General features: G+C 72.1%; 20 protein-coding genes. 11 read left to right on the top strand and 9 right to left on the bottom strand.

The genetic code is table 11. From position 1 onward, the window contains the following. Positions 1–40 precede the first annotated feature (40 nt). Both ACSUPV_RS29270 and ACSUPV_RS29265 read left to right on the top strand, forming a co-directional pair. Positions 41–586, top strand: coding sequence for a pyridoxamine 5'-phosphate oxidase family protein (locus tag ACSUPV_RS29270; protein WP_382611312.1), 546 nt, complete (start codon positions 41–43; stop codon positions 584–586). Continuing rightward, the gene (locus ACSUPV_RS29265; protein WP_031113950.1) at positions 565–1,017 is read left to right on the top strand and encodes a VOC family protein; all 453 of its coding nucleotides are present in this window, start codon (positions 565–567) and stop codon (positions 1,015–1,017) included. Before ACSUPV_RS29270 ends, ACSUPV_RS29265 begins: the two co-directional genes overlap by 22 nt. 406 nt (positions 1,018–1,423) lie before the next feature. Here ACSUPV_RS29265 and ACSUPV_RS29260 read toward each other — a convergent pair whose 3' ends face one another. Both ACSUPV_RS29260 and glnA read right to left on the bottom strand, forming a co-directional pair. Continuing rightward, on the bottom strand, positions 1,424–2,584 hold the full coding sequence (locus ACSUPV_RS29260) for a choice-of-anchor P family protein (RefSeq protein ID WP_436948872.1): 1,161 nt from the start codon (positions 2,582–2,584) through the stop codon (positions 1,424–1,426). A gap of 504 nt (positions 2,585–3,088) precedes the next feature. Then, positions 3,089–4,450 carry a type I glutamate--ammonia ligase gene (glnA, locus tag ACSUPV_RS29255; RefSeq protein ID WP_031113946.1) on the bottom strand — a complete coding sequence of 454 codons (1,362 nt, stop codon included), beginning with the start codon at positions 4,448–4,450 and terminating at the stop codon, positions 3,089–3,091. Between the two features lie 295 nt (positions 4,451–4,745). Between glnA and ACSUPV_RS29250 the strand changes: the two genes are divergently transcribed. Next, positions 4,746–5,933, top strand: a complete 1,188-nt coding sequence (locus ACSUPV_RS29250; protein ID WP_436948871.1) for a globin domain-containing protein — start codon at positions 4,746–4,748, stop codon at positions 5,931–5,933. Between the two features lie 21 nt (positions 5,934–5,954). Here the strand turns inward: ACSUPV_RS29250 and ACSUPV_RS29245 are convergent, their stop codons facing one another. Beyond that, positions 5,955–6,404: an RrF2 family transcriptional regulator gene (locus tag ACSUPV_RS29245; RefSeq protein WP_382611321.1), complete on the bottom strand. Its 450-nt coding sequence runs from the start codon at positions 6,402–6,404 to the stop codon at positions 5,955–5,957. 188 nt (positions 6,405–6,592) lie between these two features. On the opposite strand from ACSUPV_RS29245, the gene ACSUPV_RS29240 reads away from it, so the two are divergent. The 4 genes from ACSUPV_RS29240 to ACSUPV_RS29225 all read left to right on the top strand — a co-directional run bounded on the left by ACSUPV_RS29240 (position 6,593) and on the right by ACSUPV_RS29225 (position 11,848). Continuing rightward, complete coding sequence (locus ACSUPV_RS29240; protein ID WP_031113943.1) at positions 6,593–7,258, top strand: DUF3105 domain-containing protein; 666 nt, start codon at positions 6,593–6,595, stop codon at positions 7,256–7,258. Further along, positions 7,255–7,875 carry a DUF305 domain-containing protein gene (locus tag ACSUPV_RS29235; RefSeq protein WP_037763141.1) on the top strand — a complete coding sequence of 207 codons (621 nt, stop codon included), beginning with the start codon at positions 7,255–7,257 and terminating at the stop codon, positions 7,873–7,875. The genes ACSUPV_RS29240 and ACSUPV_RS29235 overlap by 4 nt, the downstream gene beginning before the upstream one ends. A 183-nt stretch (positions 7,876–8,058) precedes the next feature. Next, complete coding sequence (locus tag ACSUPV_RS29230) at positions 8,059–10,002, top strand: S53 family peptidase (RefSeq protein ID WP_436948870.1); 1,944 nt, start codon at positions 8,059–8,061, stop codon at positions 10,000–10,002. A gap of 91 nt (positions 10,003–10,093) precedes the next feature. Beyond that, positions 10,094–11,848: an NAD+ synthase gene (locus tag ACSUPV_RS29225; RefSeq protein WP_359790606.1), complete on the top strand. Its 1,755-nt coding sequence runs from the start codon at positions 10,094–10,096 to the stop codon at positions 11,846–11,848. Between the two features lie 111 nt (positions 11,849–11,959). On the opposite strand, the gene ACSUPV_RS29220 is transcribed toward ACSUPV_RS29225, so the two are convergent. Together ACSUPV_RS29220 and ACSUPV_RS29215 are read right to left on the bottom strand one after the other, a co-directional pair. After that, positions 11,960–12,586, bottom strand: a complete 627-nt coding sequence (locus ACSUPV_RS29220) for a glyoxalase (RefSeq protein ID WP_031113937.1) — start codon at positions 12,584–12,586, stop codon at positions 11,960–11,962. Between the two features lie 67 nt (positions 12,587–12,653). Beyond that, positions 12,654–13,529, bottom strand: coding sequence for an alpha/beta fold hydrolase (locus tag ACSUPV_RS29215; RefSeq protein ID WP_031113935.1), 876 nt, complete (start codon positions 13,527–13,529; stop codon positions 12,654–12,656). Between the two features lie 152 nt (positions 13,530–13,681). Between ACSUPV_RS29215 and ACSUPV_RS29210 the strand changes: the two genes are divergently transcribed. Continuing rightward, complete coding sequence (locus ACSUPV_RS29210) at positions 13,682–14,410, top strand: haloacid dehalogenase type II (RefSeq protein WP_382611337.1); 729 nt, start codon at positions 13,682–13,684, stop codon at positions 14,408–14,410. A gap of 218 nt (positions 14,411–14,628) precedes the next feature. Here the strand turns inward: ACSUPV_RS29210 and ACSUPV_RS29205 are convergent, their stop codons facing one another. Together ACSUPV_RS29205 and ACSUPV_RS29200 are read right to left on the bottom strand one after the other, a co-directional pair. Then, positions 14,629–15,846, bottom strand: a complete 1,218-nt coding sequence (locus ACSUPV_RS29205) for an MFS transporter (protein ID WP_031113932.1) — start codon at positions 15,844–15,846, stop codon at positions 14,629–14,631. Positions 15,847–15,982: 136 nt separating this feature from the next. Further along, positions 15,983–17,035, bottom strand: a complete 1,053-nt coding sequence (locus ACSUPV_RS29200) for an endonuclease/exonuclease/phosphatase family protein (protein ID WP_031113931.1) — start codon at positions 17,033–17,035, stop codon at positions 15,983–15,985. 299 nt (positions 17,036–17,334) lie between these two features. Between ACSUPV_RS29200 and panB the strand changes: the two genes are divergently transcribed. The 3 genes from panB to ACSUPV_RS29185 all read left to right on the top strand — a co-directional run bounded on the left by panB (position 17,335) and on the right by ACSUPV_RS29185 (position 20,202). Further along, positions 17,335–18,210, top strand: coding sequence for a 3-methyl-2-oxobutanoate hydroxymethyltransferase (gene panB, locus ACSUPV_RS29195; RefSeq protein ID WP_436948869.1), 876 nt, complete (start codon positions 17,335–17,337; stop codon positions 18,208–18,210). A 160-nt stretch (positions 18,211–18,370) separates the two neighbouring features. Further along, positions 18,371–19,390 (top strand): ATP-binding cassette domain-containing protein, encoded by a 1,020-nt coding sequence (locus ACSUPV_RS29190; protein WP_436948868.1) that lies wholly within the window; start codon positions 18,371–18,373, stop codon positions 19,388–19,390. Then, the gene (locus ACSUPV_RS29185) at positions 19,387–20,202 is read left to right on the top strand and encodes an ABC transporter permease (RefSeq protein ID WP_359790600.1); all 816 of its coding nucleotides are present in this window, start codon (positions 19,387–19,389) and stop codon (positions 20,200–20,202) included. Before ACSUPV_RS29190 ends, ACSUPV_RS29185 begins: the two co-directional genes overlap by 4 nt. Positions 20,203–20,222: 20 nt before the next feature. On the opposite strand, the gene ACSUPV_RS29180 is transcribed toward ACSUPV_RS29185, so the two are convergent. Then, positions 20,223–23,531 carry a BTAD domain-containing putative transcriptional regulator gene (locus ACSUPV_RS29180; RefSeq protein ID WP_436949955.1) on the bottom strand — a complete coding sequence of 1,103 codons (3,309 nt, stop codon included), beginning with the start codon at positions 23,529–23,531 and terminating at the stop codon, positions 20,223–20,225. A 115-nt stretch (positions 23,532–23,646) separates the two neighbouring features. Further along, a complete protein-coding gene (locus ACSUPV_RS29175) occupies positions 23,647–24,354 on the bottom strand; it encodes a DUF6578 domain-containing protein (RefSeq protein WP_359790598.1) in 708 nt (235 codons plus the stop codon). Positions 24,355–24,451 lie beyond the last annotated feature (97 nt).

Here is a 24,451-nt window from a genome sequence, read left to right as displayed (position 1 = left end):
CGGGGTCTGCACTGGGGAGAGCACAGGCCTGGAGGCACTCATGACCACCACGCACCCGCGGACCCGCCTGGACCGGCGGTACAGCGACGAGACGGCCACGGCCACGGACTGGGAGGAGGCACGGGCCCGGCTCGCCGCGGCCGAGCTGTTCTGGATCTCGACGGTGCGACCGGACGGCCGCCCGCACGTCACTCCCCTGCCCGCGGTCTGGTCGGACGGCGCCCTGCACTTCTGCACGGGCCCGGAGGAACGCAAGGCGAGGAACCTCGCGGAGAACCCGCACGTCGTGCTCACCACCGGCACGAACACCTGGAACCGGGGCTACGACCTGGTGGTCGAGGGCGAGGCGGTGCGTGTGACGGACGAGGCGCGGCTACGGGAACTGGCCACCGCGTGGGAGGTGAAGTACGGCAGTTTCTGGCACTTCGAGGTACGGGAGGGCCATTTCCACCACGGCGCGGGTCGAGCGGTCGTCTACTCGGTGGCGCCGGTGACGGTTTTCGGCTTCGGTAAGGGGGAGCCGTTCAGCCAGACCCGCTGGCGATTCACCAGGGAGGACAAGCGATGGACTTCACCCTCGAAGTGATCCCGCTGCCCGTGAGCGACATCGACCGGGCCCGCGACTTCTACCGGGACAAGGTCGGATTCCACGTCGACATCGACCAGGAGGTCATGCCCGGGATGCGGATCGTCCAGCTGACGCCTCCGGGTTCCGGCTGCTCGATCGCTCTCGGTGACAGCATCTGGGACATGACCAAGGGCGAGACCGTACCCGAACCCGGCTCCTACCAGGGCCTGCAACTCTGCGTGGCAGACATCAAGGCGGCCCGCGCGGAACTCCTGGAACGAGGTCTGGAGGTGTCGGAACCGGTCCAGTACGCGCCCGACGACGGCGCCACCTTCATGTACTTCAAGGACCCGGACGGCAACGGCTGGTCGATCCAGGAGTACCGGAGAAGGGCGACGGAGCCGCTGCACGAGGTGCTGGCGAAGGGGAAGCGGCAGCAGGAGGCCTGATCCCCCGGGGGGCCCGGCCGGTCCCTCCTACGCTCGCCGGCATGGTCTACGTCAACTTGCCTGAGATCGGGCTGGAGGGCGAGTGGTCGGTGAGCGACGGAGAACGGACCCTGCGTTGCTGTGGCGGCATTCCGGTCAGTGTGGGTCGGCCGGCAGGACCTGCACCTTTGCGGACCGTGGTCTCGCTGACCGCGGCCGCCCGCGCGACGGCCCGAACACCACCATGCCCCAGAGCACGCACCGCTGCGGCCATCAACAGCCGCCGTTGCCGCTCATACCATGAATGCGCTGGGACACTCCCGCAGGAAGAAGCTCATCGCAGCCGCACGTTCCGGGCTGCGATGAGCTTCGACGAGGTCCGGCACCGGTCCCCGAGCGGGAGCGCCGCTCGGGGACCGATCCCGCGTCAGTTGTTCTGAGTGGTACGGCGACGACGGACCATGTACACGGCCGCGGCGCCGCCGAGAACGAGAGCCCCGCCCACACCGGCGATGACCGGCGTGGCGGAGTTGCCGCCGGTCTCGGCGAGGTTCCCGCCGTCCTCGCCGGTCTGCGTGCTGACCTGACTGCCCGCAGAGTCGGCGTTCTCGTCGCCCCTCGAGCCGGCGGACTCGCCGGAGGACCGGTCGTCGGACGAGCTGCCCTCGCCCACGCCACTGCCCGATCCGTCACCGTTGGAGCCGCCGCCGTTGGAGCCGTCACCGTTGGAGCCGCCGCCGTTGGAGCCGCCGCCGTTGGAGCCGTCACCGTTGGAGCCGTCACCGTTGGAGCCGCCGCCGTTGGAGCCGTCACCGTTGGAGCCGTCACCGTTGGAGCCGCCACCCCCTGCGGAGGCAGAGCCGTTCGGCAGCGTGCAGGTGGCCTCGGCGAGCACGATCTCTCCGGACGTCTTCACCACGTCCAGCTTGGCGGGCGACACCGCGTACTTCAGCCGAAGGGCGGTGGCGGTGCCCATGCTGTCCGTCGTGGTCGCGTTCTCCAGCCAGAGGTCGACGGTGCCGACGCCCGCGACCTCGACGTGCTGCTCGCCGGAAGCCTTGACGGTGACCGGCTTGCCGAGGACGGTCACGTTGTCCGCCAGCGCGGCCTTCGCGGTCGGTTTCTTGCCCGCCTCGCAGGAGGCCGTGGCCGTGAGAAGGTCGGCGCTCAGCAGCGGCTTGGCGGGCAGGCCGGCTGCGAACGCCCGTACGCCGACGAGCTTGACGTTGCCCACCGACCGGTGTGCGTCCGCCTTGACGCTGGAGTGCGCGACCTCGGCCTTGACCAGGGTGGTGGGCTGTCCCTTGCTCACGCCGTTCACCTCGGCGGTGAGCAGCGTCTGCTGCGCGTCCCCGGGCGCGCTCAGGTTGTTGAGCGACTTCTTCACCGGAACGTTGCCGACGCCTTTCACGGAGACGTTGAGGTCCGCGCGCGCCGCGACGGCGGTCGCCTTGCCGGTGGAGCCGGAGTTTTCTTGCGCAGGTACGGCAGAGGCCGGGCCGGCGGCCAGGGCGACGCCGATCGCCAGGGCCGTGACGCTCAGGAGAGCGGCAGGGCGTACGGGCCTGCTGAAGACATTCGTGTGCAACTGAGAATCCCTACAGAGACAATGGAGCCGTCAGTGCCGCTGTGCTCGTACAGCGTGCCTGCCGACAGCCTCGACCTGCAGATCATGTCCTCACGAATGTCCGTGATGGGGGAAATTCGACGGGTAACCACTCCAATGAGCGGTTTTAGTTGCCCGCAGCTTGCCGGTCGCGCAACTTCTGGCCCGGCAACTCGTTTACACGCACCTTTCCCCGCGACGGCACCCTGACAGTGGGGACCTGCCCGGTCAGACCGTGCTCATGGAGGAGCGAGCCGCACGCCGCTCGTGTCGGTGTCCGCCGCGCGGTCCGGCACGCGTGCCCTACTGGCCCATGCCGAGCAGCGACGCACGGGCCGGAAGGCCGTGGACGGCCGGTACGAGGACACCGGTCCGGCGCCAGACGGCCCAGAGGCGGCCCAGGGTCATTGAGACGCCATGGGGCCGACGGTCCGCGACCGTCGGCCCCATCCGCTGAATCAGCAGGAAGCCTGCTCTGACCTGCGCTTACAGCGCCGGCAGGTTCTTCCGCAGCTCGAACGCCGTCACCTCGGACCGGTACTCCTCCCACTCCTGCCGCTTGTTCCGCAGGAAGAAGTCGAAGACGTGCTCGCCGAGCGTCTCGGCGACCAGGTCGCTGCGCTCCATCAGGGTCAGGGCCTCGCCCAGGTTCTGCGGGAGCGGCTCGATGCCCATCGCACGGCGCTCGGCGTCGGAGAGCGCCCAGACGTCGTCCTCGGCGCCCGGCGGGAGCTCGTAGCCCTCCTCGATGCCCTTCAGGCCGGCGGCCAGCAGGACGGCGTAGGCCAGGTACGGGTTCGCGCCCGAGTCCAGGGAGCGGACCTCGACCCGCGCCGAGCCCGTCTTGCCGGGCTTGTACATCGGCACGCGGACCAGCGCCGAGCGGTTGTTGTGGCCCCAGCAGATGTACGACGGGGCCTCGCCGCCCGCGCCCGCCGTGCGCTCCGCGCCGCCCCAGATGCGCTTGTAGGAGTTGACCCACTGGTTGGTGACCGCGGAGATCTCCGCCGCGTGCCGCAGCAGGCCCGCGATGAAGGAGCGGCCCACCTTGGACAGCTGGTACTCCGAGCCGGACTCGTAGAAGGCGTTGCGGTCGCCCTCGAAGAGGGAGAGGTGCGTGTGCATGCCGGAGCCCGGGTGCTCGGAGAACGGCTTCGGCATGAACGTCGCCTGCACGCCCTGCTCCAGCGCCACCTGCTTCATGACCAGGCGGAAGGTCATGACGTTGTCGGCCGTGGAGAGCGCGTCGGCGTAGCGGAGGTCGATCTCCTGCTGGCCGGGCGCGCCCTCGTGGTGGGAGAACTCGACCGAGATGCCCATCGACTCCAGCATCGTGATCGCCTGGCGGCGGAAGTCCATGCCGACGTTGGTCGGGGTGTGGTCGAAGTAGCCGGAGTTGTCGGCGGGCGTCGGGCGGCTGCCGTCCAGCGGGCGGTCCTTCAGCAGGAAGAACTCGATCTCCGGGTGCGTGTAGAAGGTGAAGCCCAGGTCGCTCGCGCGGGCCAGGGCGCGCTTGAGCACGTAGCGCGGGTCGGCGAAGGACGGGGAGCCGTCCGGCATGAGGATGTCGCAGAACATGCGCGCCGTGCCCGGGGCCTCCGCGCGCCAGGGCAGGATCTGGAAGGTCGACGGATCCGGCTTGGCGATCATGTCGGACTCGTAGACCCGGGCGAAGCCCTCGATCGCGGAGCCGTCGAAGCCGATGCCCTCGTCGAAGGCCTGTTCCAGTTCGGCCGGGGCCACGGCGACGGACTTGAGGAAGCCCAGCACGTCCGTGAACCACAGGCGTACGAACCGGATGTCGCGCTCCTCCAAGGTCCGGAGCACGAACTCCTGCTGCTTGTCCATCTTCCGCTTCCCCATCCTTGCTGGTCAGGCCGCCTGTCTTCCGTACCACGGGAGGCGGTCGGGCACCTGAGCATCCCACCACACCACCATTTCGTACGCGTTGCGCACCATGATCGCCCGGCCGGCCCGGGGTCGAACGCCTCACGTACGGCGGGTGAACTGCTCTTCCGCCCATAGTGCCTGCTCGCACCGACATCCGTAACGGCCGGTCCCCGTCGTCGCTCCGCCCACTTAATTTGCATCTCAGATGCAACTTTAAATAGCGTGCGCGGCAGTCGAGCATGGAGGAGCCCCGATGCTGTCCGAGCAGTCCGCCACCACCGTCCGCGCCACCCTTCCCGCCGTCGGGGCGGCCCTCGGCACGATCACCGAGCGCTTCTACGCCGGGCTGTTCGCGGCCCACCCCGCACTGCTGCGCGACCTGTTCAACCGGGGCAACCAGGCCGCCGGCACCCAGCGGCAGGCGCTCGCCGGTTCCATCGCCGCCTTCGCCACGCACCTGCTGGACCATCCGGAGCAGCGGCCGGACGCGATGCTGCACCGCATCGCCCACAAGCACGCCTCGCTCGGCGTCACGCCCGAGCAGTACGGCATCGTCCACGAGCACCTGTTCGCCGCCATCGCCGACGTGCTGGGCGACGCCGTCACGCCCGAGGTCGCCGCCGCCTGGGACGAGGTCTACTGGCTGATGGCGAACGCCCTGATCGCCGTCGAGAAGCGGCTGGGCGAGGAGCGCGGCGGGCCCGCGTGGCGGCCCTGGGAGGTCGTCGAGCGGGTCGCCGAGACCCCGGACGTCGCCACGTTCCGGCTGCGGCCCGCCGACGGCGGTCCGGTGCGGGAGTTCCTCGCCGGCCAGTACGTCTCCGTCCGCGTCGCCCTCCCGGACGGCGCCCGCCAGATCCGGCAGTACAGCCTCTCCGGGGCACCCGGCCCGGCCCTGAGGCAGATCAGCGTCAAACGCGTGCGGGGCGGCGGCGCCCCCGACGGCGAGGTCTCCCACCACCTCCACGCGCGCGTGGAGGTGGGCGACGTCCTGGAGCTGTCCGAGCCGTACGGCGACCTCGTCCTGGACGCCGGCCTCGACACGCCCCTGCTGCTGGCCTCGGCGGGCATCGGCATCACCCCGATCACCGCGATGCTGGCCCACCTCGCCGACTCGGGCCACCGCGCCCCCGTCACCGTCGTCCACGGCGACCGCTCACCCGGCACCCACGCCCTGCGCACCGACCACGAGACCTACGCCGCCAAGCTGCCGGACTCGGCCGTCCACCTCTGGTACGAGCAGGACGCCCCGGCCGGCACCCGCTCCGGCCTCGTCGACCTCGCCGACGTCCCGCTCGCCCCGACCACGCGCGCGTACCTGTGCGGCCCGCTGCCCTTCATGCGCGCGGTCCGCTCCCAGCTGATCGCCAAGGGCGTGGCACCCGCCGACATCCACTACGAGGTCTTCGGCCCGGACCTGTGGCTGGCGGGACAGGCCTGACGGCCCGGAGGACCGGCCGTTTCAGGGGCCCGAAGGGCCGGCCGCCCGCGAGATGCCCAGCAGCAGTGCCCCGGTCGGCTCCGCCGCGATGTCCGCCACCGTGATCGGGTCCAGGGAGGCGAAGAACGCCTCCTGGGCCCGGCGCAGGGCGCCGCGCAGCCGGCAGGCGGAGTTCAGGGGGCACGGCGTGGGGCCCTCGCAGTCGACGACGTCGCCGTCGCCCTCGAAGGCGCGGACCACGGCGCCCACGGAGGCCGTGCGGCCCCGCTCGGTGAGCGTGAGGCCGCCGCCCCGGCCGCGCCGGGCGGCGAGCAGGCCCATGTGCTGGAGCTCGGCGACCACCTTCGCCAGGTGGGTGTAGGGCACGCCCATGCCCTCGGCGACCTCCCGGGTCGTCGGACTCGACTCGCCCGCGACGGCGAGCCGCATCAGGACCCGCAGGGCCAGGTCGGTGGAGCGCAGCAGCCGCATGCCCGCAGCGTAGATAATGGGAATCTGCGGTTCAAATTATCCGGACCCAGGCCTTCCGAAGCTGTCGGGCTGCTGTCGGTGCCGTATCGATTCGGCCCATTCCCGCGGCCGCCCTACGAGGCGCCCCGCCTCCCCCATTACGATCAGGCCACCCGACCGTCCCATCTTTCCCCCGCGAAGGACTTCTCATGGGCTCCGCCAAGAAGAGCAGCACGGCACGCAAGGCGCGAATAGAGGAGATGCGGCGCGCCGAGCAGGCCCGTGAGCGCCGCAACCGCATCCTCACCATCGCGGCCAGCGTCGTGATCGTCGGCGGCCTGGTCGTCGGCGGCGTCGTGCTCGTGCAGTCCCAGTCCGACAACGGCAGCGACACCGCGGCGAGCGACTCCTCGGGCAAGGGCAAGTTCGTCACCGGCAAGGACGGCGTGAAGACCTGGGAGGGCAAGCTCTCCCGCAACCACGTCACCAAGGCCGTGAAGTACGCGACCGAGCCGCCGGTCGGCGGCGACCACAACCAGGTGTGGATGAACTGCAACGGCGACGTCTACACCAAGGAGATCAACAACACCAACGCCGTGCACTCGCTGGAGCACGGCGCGGTGTGGGTGACGTACAACGCCGCCGCCAAGAAGTCCGACGTCGACGCGCTCGCGGCGAAGGTGAAGAAGACGCCGTACACGCTGATGAGCCCGATGGACGACCAGAAGGACCCGATCATGCTCTCGGCGTGGGGCCATCAGCGCACGGTGACGGGCGCGGACGACCCGAACGTCGACAAGTTCTTCGAGAAGTTCGTCCAGGGCGAGCAGACGCCCGAGCCCGGTGCCGCCTGCACGAACGGGCTCTCGCAGTGAGGCACGTGGCTCTGATCGCGGGGGCCGCGGCGGCGGCGCTCGTCGCGGCCGGCGCGATCACCTACGCCGTCGCCGGAGACGACGGCGGCAGTACGACCCCCTCCGCCGAGTCCGCCGACGCCGGGTTCGCGCGGGACATGGCGGTGCACCACCAGCAGGCCGTGGAGATGTCGTACATCGTGCGCGACCGCACGAAGGACGAGGAGGTGCGGCGCCTCGCGTACGACATCGCGCAGACCCAGGCCAACCAGCGCGGCATGATGCTCGGCTGGCTCGACCTGTGGGGCCTGCCCAAGGTGTCCTCCGAGCCGCCGATGACCTGGATGGGCATGGGCGACATGGCCTCCGGCAAGGACGGCGCGCTGATGCCGGGCATGGCGACCAACACCGAGATGAAGAAGCTCGGCGAGCTCAGCGGGAAGCAGGCGGAGGTCTTCTACCTCCAGCTGATGACGGACCATCACAAGGGCGGCATCCACATGGCCGAGGGCTGCGTGGAGAAGTGCCGGGTCGGGGTGGAGAAGCGGCTCGCGCAGGGCATGGTGGACGCGCAGCAGTCGGAGATCGGCCTGATGGCGGACCTGCTCAAGGCGCGGGGTGCCGCGCCGCGTCCGTAGCGCGCAGGACGTGGGGCGTTCGCCGGGCGTAAGCCCCAAATCGCCCTGCGCATCGGCTCCTTGGGCTCTTCTTGGCTTCGGTAGAGCGCTTCTTGGGCTGCGCATTCCCCTTGCATGAACGGTTCGTCGAAAGAGTGGCGACCGTCGAGTGATCCACTCGCGACGAACCGCACAGGGGGTTCCATGAGATCCAACCGCGCCAAGGTGCGCGCCGGGGTGAGCGTGGCGGCGACACTGCCGATGCTCGCGGGTGCGCTGGCGCTCGGCATACCCGCGGCGCACGCCGCCGACCACCCGCTCCGCGACCTGCTGGCCGGGACCAGGCCCGCGTGGGCCACGGCCAAGGCGGACCAGGGCGCCACCTCCGACAGTGCCCAGGTCTCGGCCCGGGTCTACCTCGCCGGCCAGGACGCCGCCGGCCTCGCCGCGTACGCGAAGGCCGTCTCCGACCCGAAGTCGGCCTCCTACGGCAAGTACCTCACCGCCCGGCAGGCCCAGTCCCGCTTCGGCGCGACCAAGGCCCAGGTGGCCGCCGTGAAGGCCTGGCTCACGTCCGCCGGCCTGAAGGTCACGGGCGTCACGCGGCACTACGTCTCCGTCACCGGTGACGTGGCCGCCGCCGAGAAGGCGTTCGGCACCCAGCTGCACAACTTCGCCAAGGGCGCCCGGACCTACCGCGCGCCGGCGAGCACCGCCTCCGTGCCGGCGAACCTCGCCGACGCCGTGCTGACCGTGACCGGCCTGGACAACGCGCCCCACATGGCCACGCACGACGACCGGCTGCCGCCGCCGGACACCGTGTTCCGCAACGCCGGGCCCTTCTCCTCGTACTACGGCTCGAACACCGCGAGCACGCTGCCCGACGCGTACGGCGGCAAGATCCCGTACGCGATCAAGGGCTACACGGGCAAGCAGCTGCGGGCCGCCTACGGCGCGGGCACCCGCACCGGCAAGGGCGTCCGGGTCGCCATCACGGACGCGTACGCCTCCCCGACCATCGCCTACGACGCCGGGACCTACGCCGGCAAGCACGGCGACGCGGCGTGGAAGACCGGCCAGCTGCGCCAGGTGCTGCCCACGAAGTACACGAACACCAAGGCCTGCTCGGCCGCCGGCTGGTACGGCGAGGAGACCCTGGACGTGGAGGCCGTGCACGCGGTCGCACCGGCCGCGGGCGTCACCTACGTGGGCGCCGCCTCCTGCATGGACAACGACCTGCTCGACGCGCTCGGCAAGGTCGTCGACCACCACCTGGCCGACATCGTCTCCAACTCCTGGGGCGAGGTCGAGGCCGCCCAGACCCCCGACCTCGCGGCCGCCTACGACCAGGTCTTCCAGCTGGGCGCGGTCGAGGGCATCGGCTTCTACTTCTCCTCCGGCGACGACGGCGACGAGGTCGCCAGCTCCGGGACCAAGCAGGTCGACTCCCCGGCCAACTCGGCGTGGGTCACCGCAGTCGGCGGCACCTCGCTGGCCGTCGGCAAGGACGACACGTACCTGTGGGAGACCGGCTGGGGCACCGAGAAGGCGAACCTGTCGGCCGACGGCAAGAGCTGGACGGACTTCCCCGGCGCCTTCACCTCCGGCGCCGGCGGCGGCACGAGCAAGACGGTCGCCGAGCCCTCGTACCAGCAGGGTGTGGTGCCGGAGGCGCTGGCGAAGGCCAACAGCGCGGACGGCAACCGGGTCGTCCCGGACATCGCGGCCATCGCCGACCCGAACACCGGCTTCCTGGTCGGCCAGACCCAGACCATGCCGGACGGCAGGACGCAGGCGTACAGCGAGTACCGCATCGGCGGCACCTCGCTCGCCGCGCCGACCATCGCGGCCATCCAGGCCCTGGCCCAGGAGGCCCGCGGCGGCACCCCGATCGGCTTCGCCAACCCGGCGATCTACGCGAAGTCCGGCTCGAAGGTCTACCACGACGTCACCGACAACCCGACGGGCTCCGGCCTCGCCGTGGCCCGCGTCGACTTCGTGAACGGCTACGACGCCACGGGCGGACTGGCCACGTCCGTGCGCAGCCTGGGCAAGGACAGCTCGCTGCAGGCCGTCAAGGGCTACGACGACGTCACCGGCGTGGGCACGCCCGCGAACGGTTACGTGGAGTCGTACCGGCGCCGCTGACTTCCGCCGGCTGACCTCCGCAAGGGGAACGGGGTGGTGTGGGGTGACCCACACCACCCCATTGCGTCGCTCTGACGATTACACTGGGCGCGTGCCTCAACTACGTCTCGCCCTGAACCAGATCGACTCGAGCGTCGGCGACCTCGCCCAGAACGCCGAGTCGATCGTCCGCTGGACCCGGCACTCCGCCGAGCAGGGAGCGCATCTCGTGGCGTTCCCGGAGATGGCGCTGACCGGGTATCCCGTCGAGGACCTGGCCCTCAGGTCGTCCTTCGTGGAGGCCTCCCGCGCGGCGCTGAAGAGTCTCGCCGCCCGCCTGGCCGAGGAGGGCTTCGGTGAGCTGCCGGTCATCGTCGGCTATCTCGACCGCTGCGAGACCGCGCAGCCGAAGTACGGCCAGCCGGCCGGCGCTCCGCAGAACGCGGGGGCGGTGCTGTACGGCGGCGACGTGGTCCTGAACTTCGCCAAGCACCACCTGCCGAACTACGGCGTCTTCGACGAGTTCCGCTACTTCGTGCCCGGCGACAGCATGCCGGTCCTGCGCGTCCACGGCGTGGACGTCGCCCTCGCCATCTGCGAGGACCTCTGGCAGGACGGCGGCCGCGTCCCCGCCGCCCGTTCGGCGCGGGCGGGCCTGCTGGTCTCGATCAACGCCTCCCCCTACGAGCGCAACAAGGACGACACGCGTCTGGAGCTGGTCCGCAAGCGGGCCCAGGAGGCCGGCTGCACCACGGCGTACCTCGCCATGATCGGCGGCCAGGACGAGCTGGTCTTCGACGGCGACTCGATCGTCGTCGACAAGGACGGCGAGGTCGTGGCGCGGGCCCCGCAGTTCTCCGAGGGCTGCGTGGTCCTGGACCTGGACCTGCCGGCGGCGTCGGCGGACGCCCCCACGGGCGTGGTGGACGACGGCCTGCGCATCGACCGGGTGGTCCTCTCGGAGGAGCCGGTCGCGCCGTACGAGCCGGAGCTCGCGGGCGGCTACGCGGACCGTCTGGACGACGACGAGGAGGTCTACTCGGCGCTGGTCGTGGGCCTGCGGGCGTACGTCGCGAAGAACGGCTTCGAGTCGGTCCTGATCGGCCTGTCCGGCGGTATCGACTCCTCGCTGGTCGCGGCGATCGCGTGCGACGCGGTGGGCGCGCAGAACGTGTACGGCGTGTCGATGCCGTCGAAGTACTCCTCGGACCACTCCAAGGACGACGCCGCCGAGCTGGCCCGCCGCACGGGCCTGAACTACCGCACGGTCGCCATCGAGCCGATGTTCGACGCGTACATGGGCTCGCTGGGGCTGACGGGCCTGGCGGAGGAGAACCTCCAGTCCCGCCTGCGCGGCACGCTGCTCATGGCGATCTCCAACCAGGAGGGCCACATCGTCCTGGCGCCCGGCAACAAGTCGGAGCTGGCGGTCGGCTACTCCACGCTCTACGGCGACTCGGTCGGCGCGTACGGCCCCATCAAGGACGTGTACAAGACGTCGATCTTCCGCCTGGCCGAGTGGCGCAACCGGGCCGCCCGGGAGCGCGGCCAGACCCCGCCGATCCCCGAGAACTCCATCACCAAGCCCCCGAGCGCGGAGCTGCGCCCGGGCCAGGTCGACACGGACTCACTGCCGGACTACCCGGTGCTGGACGCGATCCTGGAGCTGTACGTGGACCGCGACCGGGGCGCGGACGAGATCGTGGCGGCCGGCTACGACCGGGAGCTGGTCACGAAGACGCTGCGCATGGTCGACACGGCCGAGTACAAGCGGCGGCAGTACCCGCCGGGTACGAAGATCTCGGCGAAGGGCTTCGGCAAGGACCGGCGGCTGCCGATCACGAACGGGTGGCGGGAGTCGGTCTGACCGCTGCCGCGGGCCCCTCGCCCGTGCGCCCGCCCCCGCCGCCACCGACCGTGCGGGCGGTGGCGGGCGCGGCTCCCTCTCGCCGCTGCCGGTGCACGCCGGCGTCACCGGTCACAGCGACGCCGTCTCCGAGGCGGTCGCCCAGACGAACCCGTCCGGGTCGGTGAACGGCCCGGTGTCGCCGTGGATCGTGAGCCGGTGCGAGCCGGTGCCCTCGGGCGAGACGCCGGCGACCTTGGCCAGGCCGCGGCGCTTGTACAGCGCCAGCTTGACGGGAGCCGACTCGGTGGCGAACTCGACGTACTTGCCGCCGAAGCTCTTGCCGACCGGCAGGCCGTGCTCGACGTAGAACCGCTTGCTGGCCTTCACGTCCTCGACGCCGAGCAGGAGCACCAGCTCGTCGAACCGCCGGGTCGCCGGGCCGGTGTTCTTCTTCGACGAGGAGGCGACCTGCCAGATCGTCCCGTCCGGGGCCTGGACGACGCCGCCGTAGCCCCAGAGCGACTTGGCGGCGGGCTTCAGCGTCGTGGCGCCGCCCGCCACGGCCGCGTCGACGAGGGCGTCGACGTCGGCCGGCTGAGCCACGACGAGCGACAGCGTGAACCCGCGGAAGCCGGTGGACGGGGTCTGAGAGGCCCGCAGGCGCACCTGGCCGCCCAGGCCGAAGGCGGTGCTGTAGAAGCGTTCGGCGGCCGCGGGGTCGGCCACCTCGAGGGTGACGGATGCGATGGAAGTCATGGCTGCGACGCTAGCCGCGGTCCCGGGAACCGGCTTCTCGAATCCTGACCGAGTGTCCCGCTCGCGATCAGGCGTCCCGGCCCGGAAGCCCGGCCAGTTCCCCCAGGACCCGGGCCGCCGGTGCCGGGTCGGTCAGCCATTTCAGGTGGCTGCCTTCGAGGGTGCGGACGTCGTACGGGTTGTCCGGGGTCAGCGCGTCGCCCTCGCGGATCAGCCGGTCCTGGAGGGCGAGCGGCAGGCTCGCGTCCCCGGTCAGGCGTACGTAGGTCTTCGGGATGCGGCCCCAGGTCGCGGCCTGCGCCCGGTCGGCGGAGGTGCCGACGTCCAGGTTCTCGTCGGGCTGGAAGGTGTTGAGGAAGGTCAGGAACTCGTCGTCGGTGCCGTCGGCGAGGAAGGCCGCCTTGAACGCCGCGAGGGCCTTCGGGTCGGCGGTGCGGAAGTTGACGCGCAGCAGGCCGAGTTCGGCCGGGTTCCCGACCATGGCCAGACCCAGCGACGCGGCGTCGACGGTGGCCATCTCGGGCTCGGCGTAGTAGTCGCCGACGTCCAGTGCGACCGGGCACCAGGCCGCCACGTAGACGATGCGGTCGATGAGGTCCGGCCGGGCGTTGGCCGCGGCGGTGGCCGCGACGCCGCCGCGGCTGTGGGAGACCAGGATCACCGGCCCGTTCTCCTTGGCCCGTTCCAGGATCCCGATCAGGTGCGCGGCGTTGGCGGCGAGGGTGACGCCCTTGATCGAGCCGGGCGCGATGGCGAGGCCTTCGAGGTCCTGCGGTGCCTGGTAGGCGCGCGGGTAGGTCGCCCCGAAACCGTGGCCGGGCAGGTCGACGGCGACCGAGCGGTGCCCGAGGAGGCCGAGTTCGGCCTGGAGGGGCGCGAAGGAGAAGGAGTTCGCGAAGGCACCGTGGACCAGCACGAAGGTCGGCGGTATCTGACTGCTCATTCTCGGGGACATTACGCAACGCAAGATCACCGCTGCAACGGGTATGCGTTCTTCCGCTTGCGTGCGCGTCACCTCCTTGACCGGTGACACGGTCGCTGACACCATCGACGTCACCGGCTCAGGCAGTGACGACACGGCGAACGGGAGGGCGCGTGGGCGAGACCCGTGACAGCGGCTCGGAGATCGGCACCGGTCTCGACCTGGACATCGACGTCGTCGTCTTCGACGTCCTCGGAACGCTGGTCGACGAACCGGGCGGCCTGCGCGCGGCGATCCGCGAAGCGGCACCCGCGTCCGACGACGCGGCCGTCGACGAACTCCTCGCCGTGTGGCGGCGGCACGGCGAGCAGGAACAGGAACGCGTCCGGCAAGGGCTCCGCCCGTACGCCGGCACCGGGGTCCTCGACGCCGAGGCCGCCCGACGCGTGGCCGACGAGGCCGGAGTCACCGATCCCGCGGCCGTCGCCCGGCTCGCCACGGCGGGTCGGCGGCTGTCCCCCTGGGACGACTCCGTCGCCGGTCTCGAGCGGCTCGCGCGGCGGTTCCCCGTGCTCGGGCTCTCCGACGCGAGCCGTGCCGCCCTGCTGCGGCTCAACGCCCATGCCGGGCTGCGCTGGCACCAGGCCCTGTCCGCCGAGTCCGTCCTGGCGTACAAGCCGGCGCCGGAGGTGTATCGACTCGCCGTGGACTGCGCCGGTTGCCCGGCCGAGCGCGTCCTGATGGTGGCCGCCCATGCCTGGGACCTGCGGGGCGCGCAGGCGGTGGGCATGCGGACCGCCTACGTGCGGCGCCCGGCCGGGGATCCGCCGGCCGCCTCCGACGCCTTCGACGGGTGTTTCGACGGACTGGACGGCCTCGTCGCGGCCTTGACGTCGCGTTAGGCAGTGCGGGCGCGGTGGGGGGCCGCCTCGCGGAGCCGGCGCGGCGAGAGGCCGCCGCCTCGACGCCCGACGGGGAGTGCGAACCGGCCCCGGCGACAGCCCCGTCGACAGCCGCGGCGCCCCACCCGGCTCCCCACGGCGCCCCCACAAACGGAGCGGCAGCCCGTAGGACTCTCCCTACGGGCTGCCGCCCGGGTGTGGTGTCGCCGCGCCGTCGGTCAGTGGTGCACGGCTTCCGCCTCCTGCGGGACATGGCTCGCCACGATCCGCTCGCGCCCGGTGACCGGAGCCCGGCGCCGGTCCACCACGGCGGCCAGCGAGGCCACGCCCAGGCCGAGGACGGCCAGGGCCGCTCCGGCCAGAGCCGGGGAGGTGACGCCGAAGCCCGCGGCCAGGGCGAGTCCGCCGATCCAGGCGCCGCCGGCGTTGGCCAGGTTGAAGGCGGCCTGGTTGGCCGAGGAGGCCAGGGACGGGGCCGAGGAGGCCTTCTCCATGACCATCAGCTGGAGCGGGGAACCGGTGGCGAAGGCCGCCATGCCGAGCAGGATCACCGCGACGGCGGCGGTGAGTTCCGTGCGCATCAGCAGCGGGAACAGCGCCAGCACCGCCACCAGTGAGGTCAGGCCGCCGAACAGCGTGCCGCGCAGGGAGTGGTCGGCCAGGCGGCCGCCCAGCAGGTTGCCGGCGGTGGCGCCGACGCCGAACAGCGCCAGCAGCAGGGTGACGCTGGCGTCGGCGTAGCCTGCGGCGTCCGTGAGCATCGGCGTGATGTAGCTGTAGGCCGCGAAGAGGGCGCCGAAGCCCGCCACCGTCGTACCGAGGGAGAGCCAGACCGGGACGGAGCGCAGGGCGGCGAGTTCGCCGCGCAGGCCCTTGGCGGTGGCGTGCTCGTGGTCGTGCGGGATGAGGAACGCGAGCGCGGCGATCGCCGCCAGGCCGATGGCGCTGACACCGAGGAAGGTCGCCCGCCAGCCGAAGTGCTGCCCCATGAGGGTCGCGACCGGAACGCCCGCGACGTTCGCGACCGTCAGGCCGAGGAACATCAGGGAGACCGAGCGCGCCTTGCGTTCGGGGGCGACCATGTTCGTCGCGACGACGGCGCCCACGCCGAAGAAGGCGCCGTGCGGCAGTCCGCTCAGGAAGCGGGCGGCCAGCAGCCAGCCGTTGTCGGGCGCGAGGGCCGACAGGGCGTTGCCCACGACGAAGAGTCCCATCAGCGCGATGAGGACGGTGCGGCGGGACATCTTGGCCGTGACCGCGGCCAGCAGCGGGGCGCCGATGACGACGCCGAGCGCGTACGCCGACACCAGATGGCCGGCGGCGGGTATCGAGATGTGCAGGTCGTCCGCGACATCGGGCAGCAGCCCCATCATCACGAACTCGGTGGTGCCGATGCCGAAGGCACCCACGGCGAGGGCGAGCAGGGCCAGGGGCATGAAGAACCTTTCGAGACTTGCGTGGAGATCCGTACGTCGTATGTTCAAGTACGGAACAAAGTCTCGCAGCCGCACTATTCCGCGAGGTGAACCCGCAGTGGCCGGATCCTGGCCGAACTGCCCTGACCTGCGGTTTTCAGGAACCGCTTGTGGCGACCTTCACACGGGCCGCGACGGGCAGATGGTCGCTGCCCGTCTGCGGGAGGGTCCAGGAACTCTCCGGCGTCAGGCCCCTGACCATGATCTGGTCGATGCGCGCCATCGGGAACGACGCCGGCCAGCTGAACCCGAAGCCGCTGCCGGCCGCGCCCTGCGTGGAACGCATCTGGGAGGTCACGGCGTTGAGCGCGCGGTCGTTCATGGTGCCGTTCAGGTCGCCGAGCAGGACGACGTTCTTCAGCGGTTCACGGGCGATGGCGTGGCCCAGGTAGTCGGCGCTCCGGTCGCGCTGCCGGGCCGTGAACCCGGCCTCCATCTTCACGCGCACCGACGGCAGGTGGGCGACGTAGACCGCGACCTGGCCGGCCGGGGCGGTCACGGTGGCGCGCATCGCGCGCGTCCAGCCCATGTCGAGGTCGACGGCCCGTACGTCGGTCAGCGGGTACTTGCTCCACACCCCGACCGTGCCCTGCACCGAGTGGTAGCGGTACGTCGAGGCGAGCGCCTTCTCGTAGGTCGGCACGGCGGTCGCCGTCAGTTCCTCCAGGGCGAGGACGTCCGCGCCGGAGGCGGCCACGTCACGGGCGGTGCCGGCCGGGTCGGGGTTGTCGGCGTTGACGTTGTGCGTGGCCACGGTGAGGTCGCCGCCGGCCGCGGTCTTGTCGGTGAGCTGGCCGCCGAAGAGGTTCAGCCAGACCAGCGCCGGCAGCACCACCGCGATCAGCGCGGTCGCCGACCTGCGGAGGACGGCGAGCAGGAGCAGCACCGGCACGAGGAGCCCCAGCCAGGGCAGGAACGTCTCGACGAGGCTGCCCAGGTTGCCGATCGTGTTCGGGATGCGCGAGTGCAGGACCATGACCACGGCCAGCAGCACCGCGCACGTGGCCACGAGCAGTCCGCGCCGCCAGATCCGTGGGTCGCCCCGCCAGGGTCCCAGCAGCCGGTCGAACAGGCGCCGAAGCCGGGTCCCCCGGTGCTCGGGCCCCGAGCCGCCGTTGTCCGTCTCCGTCATGTACGCCTGCTGCGCCATACCGTCGCCTCACTGCCTGCCGTGCACACCATCGCCCCCGTGTCTACGACCCTAGGGGATGATCCGTTCCGTTCCCGCCGTCCCTCGACGGCCGTACGGGGGCGATGACGTTCGAGTCGCCGCGGGGAGTTCCGATCAAGGCCGCGGAAAGCGCGCTCTGTGACGAAACGCGCACATGGGGACCGCGGAAGTCGAACTCTCAGGGGCTCCCCTAGCCGTGCATGGCACGAGGTGCCACCATGGACGTGGTCCGGGGACGCCGTCAGGGCGCCTCGAGATGACGTGTGAGGAGCCGTGCAATGACGCAGCTTCCGGCTGCCCAGAACGCTCAGCAGAAGCCCTCCGACGGCGGCAAGGCGCTGTACGGGGGCAAGAGCGCCCGCCGCATCACCGTGCGGGACATCGCCGCCGCCAAGGAGCGGGGCGAGAAGTGGCCCATGCTCACCGCGTACGACGCGATGACGGCGTCCGTCTTCGACGAGGCCGGGATCCCGGTCATGCTCGTCGGCGACTCGGCGGGCAACTGCCACCTGGGGTACGAGACGACCGTGCCCGTCACCCTCGACGAGATGACCATGCTGTCCGCGGCGGTCGTACGGGGCACCTCGCGCGCCCTGATCGTCGGCGACCTGCCCTTCGGCTCCTACCAGGAGGGTCCGGTGCAGGCGCTGCGCTCGGCGACCCGGCTGGTGAAGGAGGCGGGCGTGCAGGCCGTGAAGCTGGAGGGGGGCGAGCGGTCGCACGAGCAGATCCGGCTGCTCGTCGAGTCCGGCATCCCGGTCATGGCGCACATCGGGCTGACCCCGCAGTCCGTCAACGCGATGGGCTACCGCGTGCAGGGCCGCGGCGAGGAGGCGGCCCAGCAGCTGCTGCGGGACGCGAAGGCCGTGCAGGACGCGGGTGCCTTCGCGGTGGTGCTGGAGCTGGTTCCGGCGGAGCTCGCGGCCGAGGTGACGCGGGTGCTGCACATCCCGACCGTCGGGATCGGTGCCGGGGCCGAGACGGACGCGCAGGTGCTGGTGTGGACCGACATGCTCGGGCTGACCGGCGGGCGCGTGCCGAAGTTCGTGAAGCAGTACGCGAACCTGCGTGAGGTCATGGGGAACGCGGCGAAGGCGTTCGCCGAGGACGTGGTCGGCGGAACGTTCCCGCAGGAGGAACACTCCGTCCACTGAGCCACTGCGGTACCAGCAGCCCCGCCGATCTTCCCCCGTCGGCGGGGCTGTTCCCTTTTTGGCCCTGGTGGAACGGGGTGTCGGTGGGCTGTCGGTGCCGACGACCCCCTGTCAGTGGTCTGTCGGTGGTTTGTCGGTGCGCGCTGACACCGTCGTCGGCATGACGCGAATCGACACACGAACCGGCGGCGCCGCGGTCACCGTGCGGGGGCTGGTGAAGCACTACGGGGAGACCAGGGCACTGGACGGGGTCGACCTGGACGTGCGGGAGGGCACCGTGATGGGGGTGCTCGGGCCGAACGGGGCCGGGAAGACCACCCTGGTGCGGATCCTGTCCACCCTGCTGCAGCCCGATTCGGGGCAGGCGACCGTGGCCGGGTACGACGTCGTACGGCAGCCCCGGCAGCTGCGGCGGGTCATAGGCCTGACAGGGCAGTACGCCTCCGTGGACGAGAAGCTCTCCGGCTGGGAGAACCTCTACATGATCGGGCGGCTGCTCGACCTGCCCCGCAAGGACGCCCGCACCCGGGCCGACGCGTTGCTGGAGCGCTTCTCGCTCACCGAGGCGGCCAAGCGGCCGGCGGCTACGTACTCCGGCGGCATGCGGCGGAGGCTGGACCTGGCCGCCTCGATGATCGGGGCACCGGCCGTGCTCTTCCTGGACGAGCCGACCACCGGGCTCGACCCGCGCACCCGCAACGAGGTGTGGGACGAGGTCAAGCGCATGGTCGGCGACGGGGTCACCGTGCTGCTCACCACCCAGTACATGGAGGAGGCCGAGCAACTGGCCTCCGAGCTGACGGTCGTCGACCGCGGCCAGGTCATCGCCGGCGGCGCCATCGAGGAGCTGAAGGCGAAGGTCGGCGGCCGGGCGCTGCGGGTCCGACCCGCCGATCCGACGCAGCTGCGGCCCCTCGCCGCCGCGCTGGACGAGCTGGGGATCACCGGGCTCGCCACCACGACCGTGGACACCGACCGGGGTGACGTCCTCGTGCCGATCCTGAGCGACGAGCAGCTGACCGCCGTGGTCGGCGCCGTCACCGCGCGCGGTATCACGCTGTCCTCCATCACCACCGAACTGCCCAGCCTGGACGAGGTGTTCCTGTCCCTCACCGGCCATCGCGCCAGTGCCCCGCAGGACGCCATGCCCGCCGAAGACCTTCAGGAGGCCGCCGTATGAGCGCCGTCACCGTCCACGACGCCGAGACGGACGCCCGTATCCCGCTGCGCGGCCACCTCCGTCACACCGGGGCCCTGATCCGCCGCAATCTGCTGTGGATCCGCAAGGACCCGGAGTCGATGGCCGACGCGCTGCTGATGCCGGTCATCTTCACCCTGCTGTTCGTGTTCGTCTTCGGCGGCTCGATCGGGCAGGCGCTGGGCGGCGGGCAGGACCGGTACGTGCAGTACGTGATCCCCGGCATGATCGCGATGATGAGCATGACCCTGTCCCAGGGCGTCGGCACCGGCTTCAGCCAGGACTTCAACTCCGGTGTCATGGACCGCTTCCGGTCCCTGCCGATCGGGCGTGGTTCGGTGCTGTTCGCGAAGATCTCGGTGGAGCTTCTGCGGATGCTGTTCGCAACCGCGGTGCTGATGATCGTCGCCGTCGCGGTCGGGTTCGAGATCACCGACTGGCCGGGGCTGTTCGCGACCGTGGCGCTGTCCACGGCGTTCGCCTCGTCGATCATGTGGGTGTTCCTCACCCTGGGCGTGATCCTGAAGAACGCGCAGTCCGTGCAGGCGATGGGCTTCCTGGTGCTGTTCCCGCTCCAGTTCGGCTCGTCGATCTTCGCGCCGACGACGTCGATGCCCGGCTGGTTGCAGGCGTTCACCGACTACAACCCGCTGTCGACGCTGGCGGACGCCGCGCGCGGTCTGATGGTGGGCGGGCCGGTCGCGCACGACCTGTGGGTGACGCTCGGCTGGTCGGTGGCGATCACGGCGGTGATGGCGCCCATCGCGATCCACAAGTTCCGCACGAAGGCCTGACCGGGCCGGACGGATCCGCGTCAGAGCAGGGCGGTGGCCTCCTCGGGGGAGAGGCCGCCGCCTTCCGTGTACGCGGACTCGTACGCCGTGTCGCCGAGCACCGCCCGCGTCCGCCGCTCCGCCTGCTCGCGTGCCTCGCGCTCCTGCCGCGGGGCGACGTGCCCCGGCGGCAGCAGGGCGTCGGCCGCGCCGAGGCACAGGGCGGCGTCCCGGGCCCGGTGCCCGCCGTCGAGGCCGGCCAGGGACCCCGCGGCGATGGTCAGGTACACCGCGCGCATATGGGGGGCGATGGCCGCCGAGAGCGGGTCGGCGGCCCGCTCGAGCGCCCCGCGGATCCGGTCCAGGCACTCCTCGTACCGTCCCTCCACGGCGTCCAGCCACCCCTCCGCGCCGAGGATGTACGCGTCGAAGACGATGAAGTGGGCGATACGGAAGTCCTGGCGCAGCCGCCGCAGTTGCTCGCGCGCCTCGGGAACGCGGCCCGTCATGCCGAGCCAGCCGGCGAGGAACAGGCGGGCGGCGGGCATGGCCTCGCTGTGCGTGTCCTCGTGCTGGGCGATCACCTCGCGCAGCAGCCGCTCGCCGCGTTCGCCCTCGTCGGCCTCCAGCAGGGCGTTGCCGAGCCGGGCGGTGAGGACGGCGGCCTGGGCGCGGGCGCCGAGGTGTTCGGCGTGGGCGATGGCCGCCTCGTAGTCGGCGGCCGCCAGGGCGTAGTCGCCCCGGCGTTCGTGGGCCTCGGCGCGGGCGGAGAGCGCCTCGGCGGTGCCCCAGGCGTCACCGAGGCGCTGGTAGATCTCCAGCGACTCGTCGGCGTCGCGGGCGGCGTCGCCCGCCCAGTCGGTGCGGTTGGCGAGGAAGTTGGCCCGCATCTGGAGGGCGGAGGCCAGCTCCCAGGCGAAACCGGGGGTCTCCCGGCAGGTGCGGATGGACGCGTCGACGATGATCCGCAGCCGGTCCATCTCGCCGGTGAGCATCACGGCGAAGAACCAGAGCAGGCCGGGCAGGCGGCAGTTCTGCGGCAGGCCGGGCTCGTAGGTCGCAGCGATGGCGCGCAGCTTCTGCTGGGACCGGGGGTTCTGCCAGGCCTCCAGTTCCGTGTCCATGCAGGCGAGGTGGGCCAGGTGGATCCCGCGCCGGGCCTCCCACAGGACCTCCCCGGTCATCGGCGGCGGCGCGTCGGTGCAGCGCTGCCAGACGGGGGCGGCGGGGCGGACGGGCTCGGTGAACGGGTCGGGTCCGAGGGCCATGACCTCGCGGCACCAGTTGCGGGCCTCGATGCGCAGGTCCCGCATCTGCCAGTACCAGACGAGGGACAGTGCGAGGCACAGCGCCTCCTGCTCGTCGCGCAGGGCGACGGCGTGCCGCAGGGCCGTGCGCAGGTTCTCGTACTCCCGCTCCAGCCGGTGCATGGCGGCGAGCTGGCCGGGGCCGCGCAGCAACGGGTCGGTGGTGCGGGCGAGTTCACGGAAGTACGTCAGATGGGCGCGCTCGGCCTCGGCGCGCCGCCCGGACTCGTCCAGCCGCTCGGCGGCGTACTCGGCGACGGTCTCCAGCAGCCGGTAGCGCATCTCGCCGTCGGCCTGCTCGCCGGGCGGCGCGGCCACGACCAGGGAGCGGTCGACGAGCGAGCCGAGCGCCTCCAGGGCGACCGGTCCGCACACCGCCTCGGCGGCGGGCAGGTCGCAGCCGCCCGAGAACACCGACAGCCGCCGCAGGACGTCCCGTTCGTCCTCGTCGAGCAGGTCCCAGGACCAGTCGACGACGGCTCTGAGGGTCTGCTGGCGGGGCAGGACGGTGCGGCTGCCGGAGGTGAGGAGGCGGAAGCGGTCGTCGAGCCGGTCGGCGATCTGGCGGGGGGTGAGCATCCGCAGCCGGGCGGCGGCGAGTTCGATGGCCAGGGGCAGGCCGTCCAGGCGGCGGCAGATCTCGGCGCACGCCTCGGGGTCGTCCTCGATCCGGAAGCCGGGCCGGGCCGCCGCGCCCCGCTCGGCGAGCAGACGCAGCGCGACCGGCTCGGGCAGTGGCTCCACGGGGCGCAGTAACTCCCCCGGCACGCCGAGGGGTTCGCGGCTGGTCGCGAGGACGGTGAGGTCGGGGCAGCGCGCCAGCAGTTCCTCGGCGAGCCGGGCGGCGGCGTCGGCGACGTGCTCGCAGTTGTCGAGGATCAGCAGCATGTCGGGGCGGGAGCAGTGCTCGGCTAGCCGATCGACGGGGTCGTCGAGCCGGTCGGCGACGGCGGCCCGGATGCCCTCGGCGCCGGCGCCGTACAGCACGGTCTCGCGGGCGCCGACGGCGGTGAGCACGGCCTCCGGGACGGCGGCGGGGTCGTCGACGGGGGCGAGTTCGGCCAGCCACACCCCGCCGGGCATGGCGTGCCGCACGGCCTCGGCGGCCTCCTGCGACAGGCGGGTCTTCCCGGCGCCGCCGGGGCCGAGCAGGGTGACCAGGCGGGCCGCCGTGAGATCCGCCCGGATGGTCTCGATGTCGGTCTCCCGGCCGATGAAGGAGGTGAGGCGGGCGCGGAGGTTGCCGGGGGCGGGGGCGACCGGGGACTCCGGGGGCACCGCTGCCCGGTGGGCCACCGGGGAGCCGCCCGGGCCCGGGGCGTCCAGCAAGTCGGTGTGCAGCGCGCGCAGTTCGGGTCCCGGGTCGGTGCCCAGCCGGTCGGCGAGGAGGCGTCGTACGTCCTCGTAGGCGGCGAGGGCCTCGGCGGTGCGGCCCGCGTCGCGCAGGGCGCGCAGGCGCAGCGCCTGGAGGGGCTCGTCCAGGGGGTGGCTGTCGCACAGGGCGGTCAGTTCCGGCAGGGACTGCTCGGCTTGACCGAGGGCGAGGGCGGCGGTGTGGCGGGCCCGCAGCACGTCCAGGCGGCGGGTGTCCCAGCGGGCCGCCTCGGCGGCACGGTCGGGCAGGTCGGCCAGGGCCGGGCCGCGCCACAGGGCGAGGGCGTCGTCGAGGACCACGGCCGCCTTGGCGGGGTCGCCGTCGGCCAGGGCTCGCAGCCCCTCGCCGGCCAGCCGCTCGAACCGGTGCAGGTCGATGTCGTCGGGGGCGGCCGTGAGCCGGTACCCGCCCTCGGCGGAGGCGACCGCGTCCGCCCCGAGCGCCCGCCGCAGCCGTCCGACCAGCGCCTGCAGCGCCCCCGGCGCGTCGGCGGGCGGATCGCCGTCCCACACCTCGTCGACGAGCAGCGCCACGGGCACGGTGCGGCCCGCCCGCAGGGCGAGCACGGTCAGCAACGCACGCAGCCGCGCCCCGCCGACCGGGACGGCCGTGCCGTCGGAGCGGAGCGCCTGTGTGGTGCCGAGGATGCGGTAGCGCACGGGGTCCATTGTCTCCGGTGACGTGGGGACGGTCACGACGGCCCGACGGTGCGACGGGCGTCGGCAGGCTCGTGTCGCAGGCGGCCGGGCCGAGGGGTACCCCCGGGCCTCTCGCGCCCGCCCCTCACCCATGCCGCCGCCTCGGTCGGCCCCGGTCCCGCGGCGGGGCCGTCACCGTGCTCAGTTTCTCCAGCAGGCCCGCCAGTTCAGCCGCCGGCAGGCCCTCGGTCTCCGTGCCGGGCCCGGCACCCTGGTGGGGGATCCACCGGGCCTCGCGGAGGGCGTGGGAGAGCCAGGAGTCCGTGCCCGGCACCTCCAGGGTGACCACCACCCCCGACTCCCTCCACTGCCGCCCCTGCTCCTCCGGGCCCGCGGCGAACCGCCCGGCGCACCGCTCCACCAGCCGCAGCCGCCGCTCCCCCGCCACCGGCTCCCACGTGCGCGAGCCGGGCGCGGTCTCGGCGTAGGCCTGGGACAGCACCTGCACGGCCCGGACCCGGCCGCGGACCTCCGGCCACCGCGCGCCGTGCCGCTCGACGGACAGCAGCCCGACGGACCGGATCCGGTCCCCCGGCTTCGGCCGCCGGTCCTCCTCGTCGTCGGGGTCCGCGCCCAGGGCGACCGTGAGGCCGGTCTCCTCCCGCACGACCCGGACGCCGCCGACGTCCTCCACCGGCCCGCACACCTTGCTGAGCTGGTCGTGCCAGCCGCCGCCGAACACGTGGTCCGCGTCCTCCAGGAGCAGGGGCCAGCTCACCTCGTCCCCCACCGAGAACGGTGTGCCGCAGCACTCCATCTGCCAGTCCTCGTAGATCACGTGCCAGAGCCCCATGCGCCCACCCTCCCCGGAACCGACCGCCCCGCGCGAGACGTTTTCCCCCTGCGCCCGGTACGGTCGGGCCGTCCCACCGCGTGTTCGAGAGTGCAGG

The organism is Streptomyces sp. SudanB52_2052, assembly GCF_964272415.1.
In the GTDB taxonomy this organism is placed as follows: Bacteria; Actinomycetota; Actinomycetes; order Streptomycetales; family Streptomycetaceae; genus Streptomyces; species Streptomyces olindensis.
Note: the sequence above shows the minus strand (reverse complement) of the source record. Positions and strands in the feature narration are given on the sequence as shown.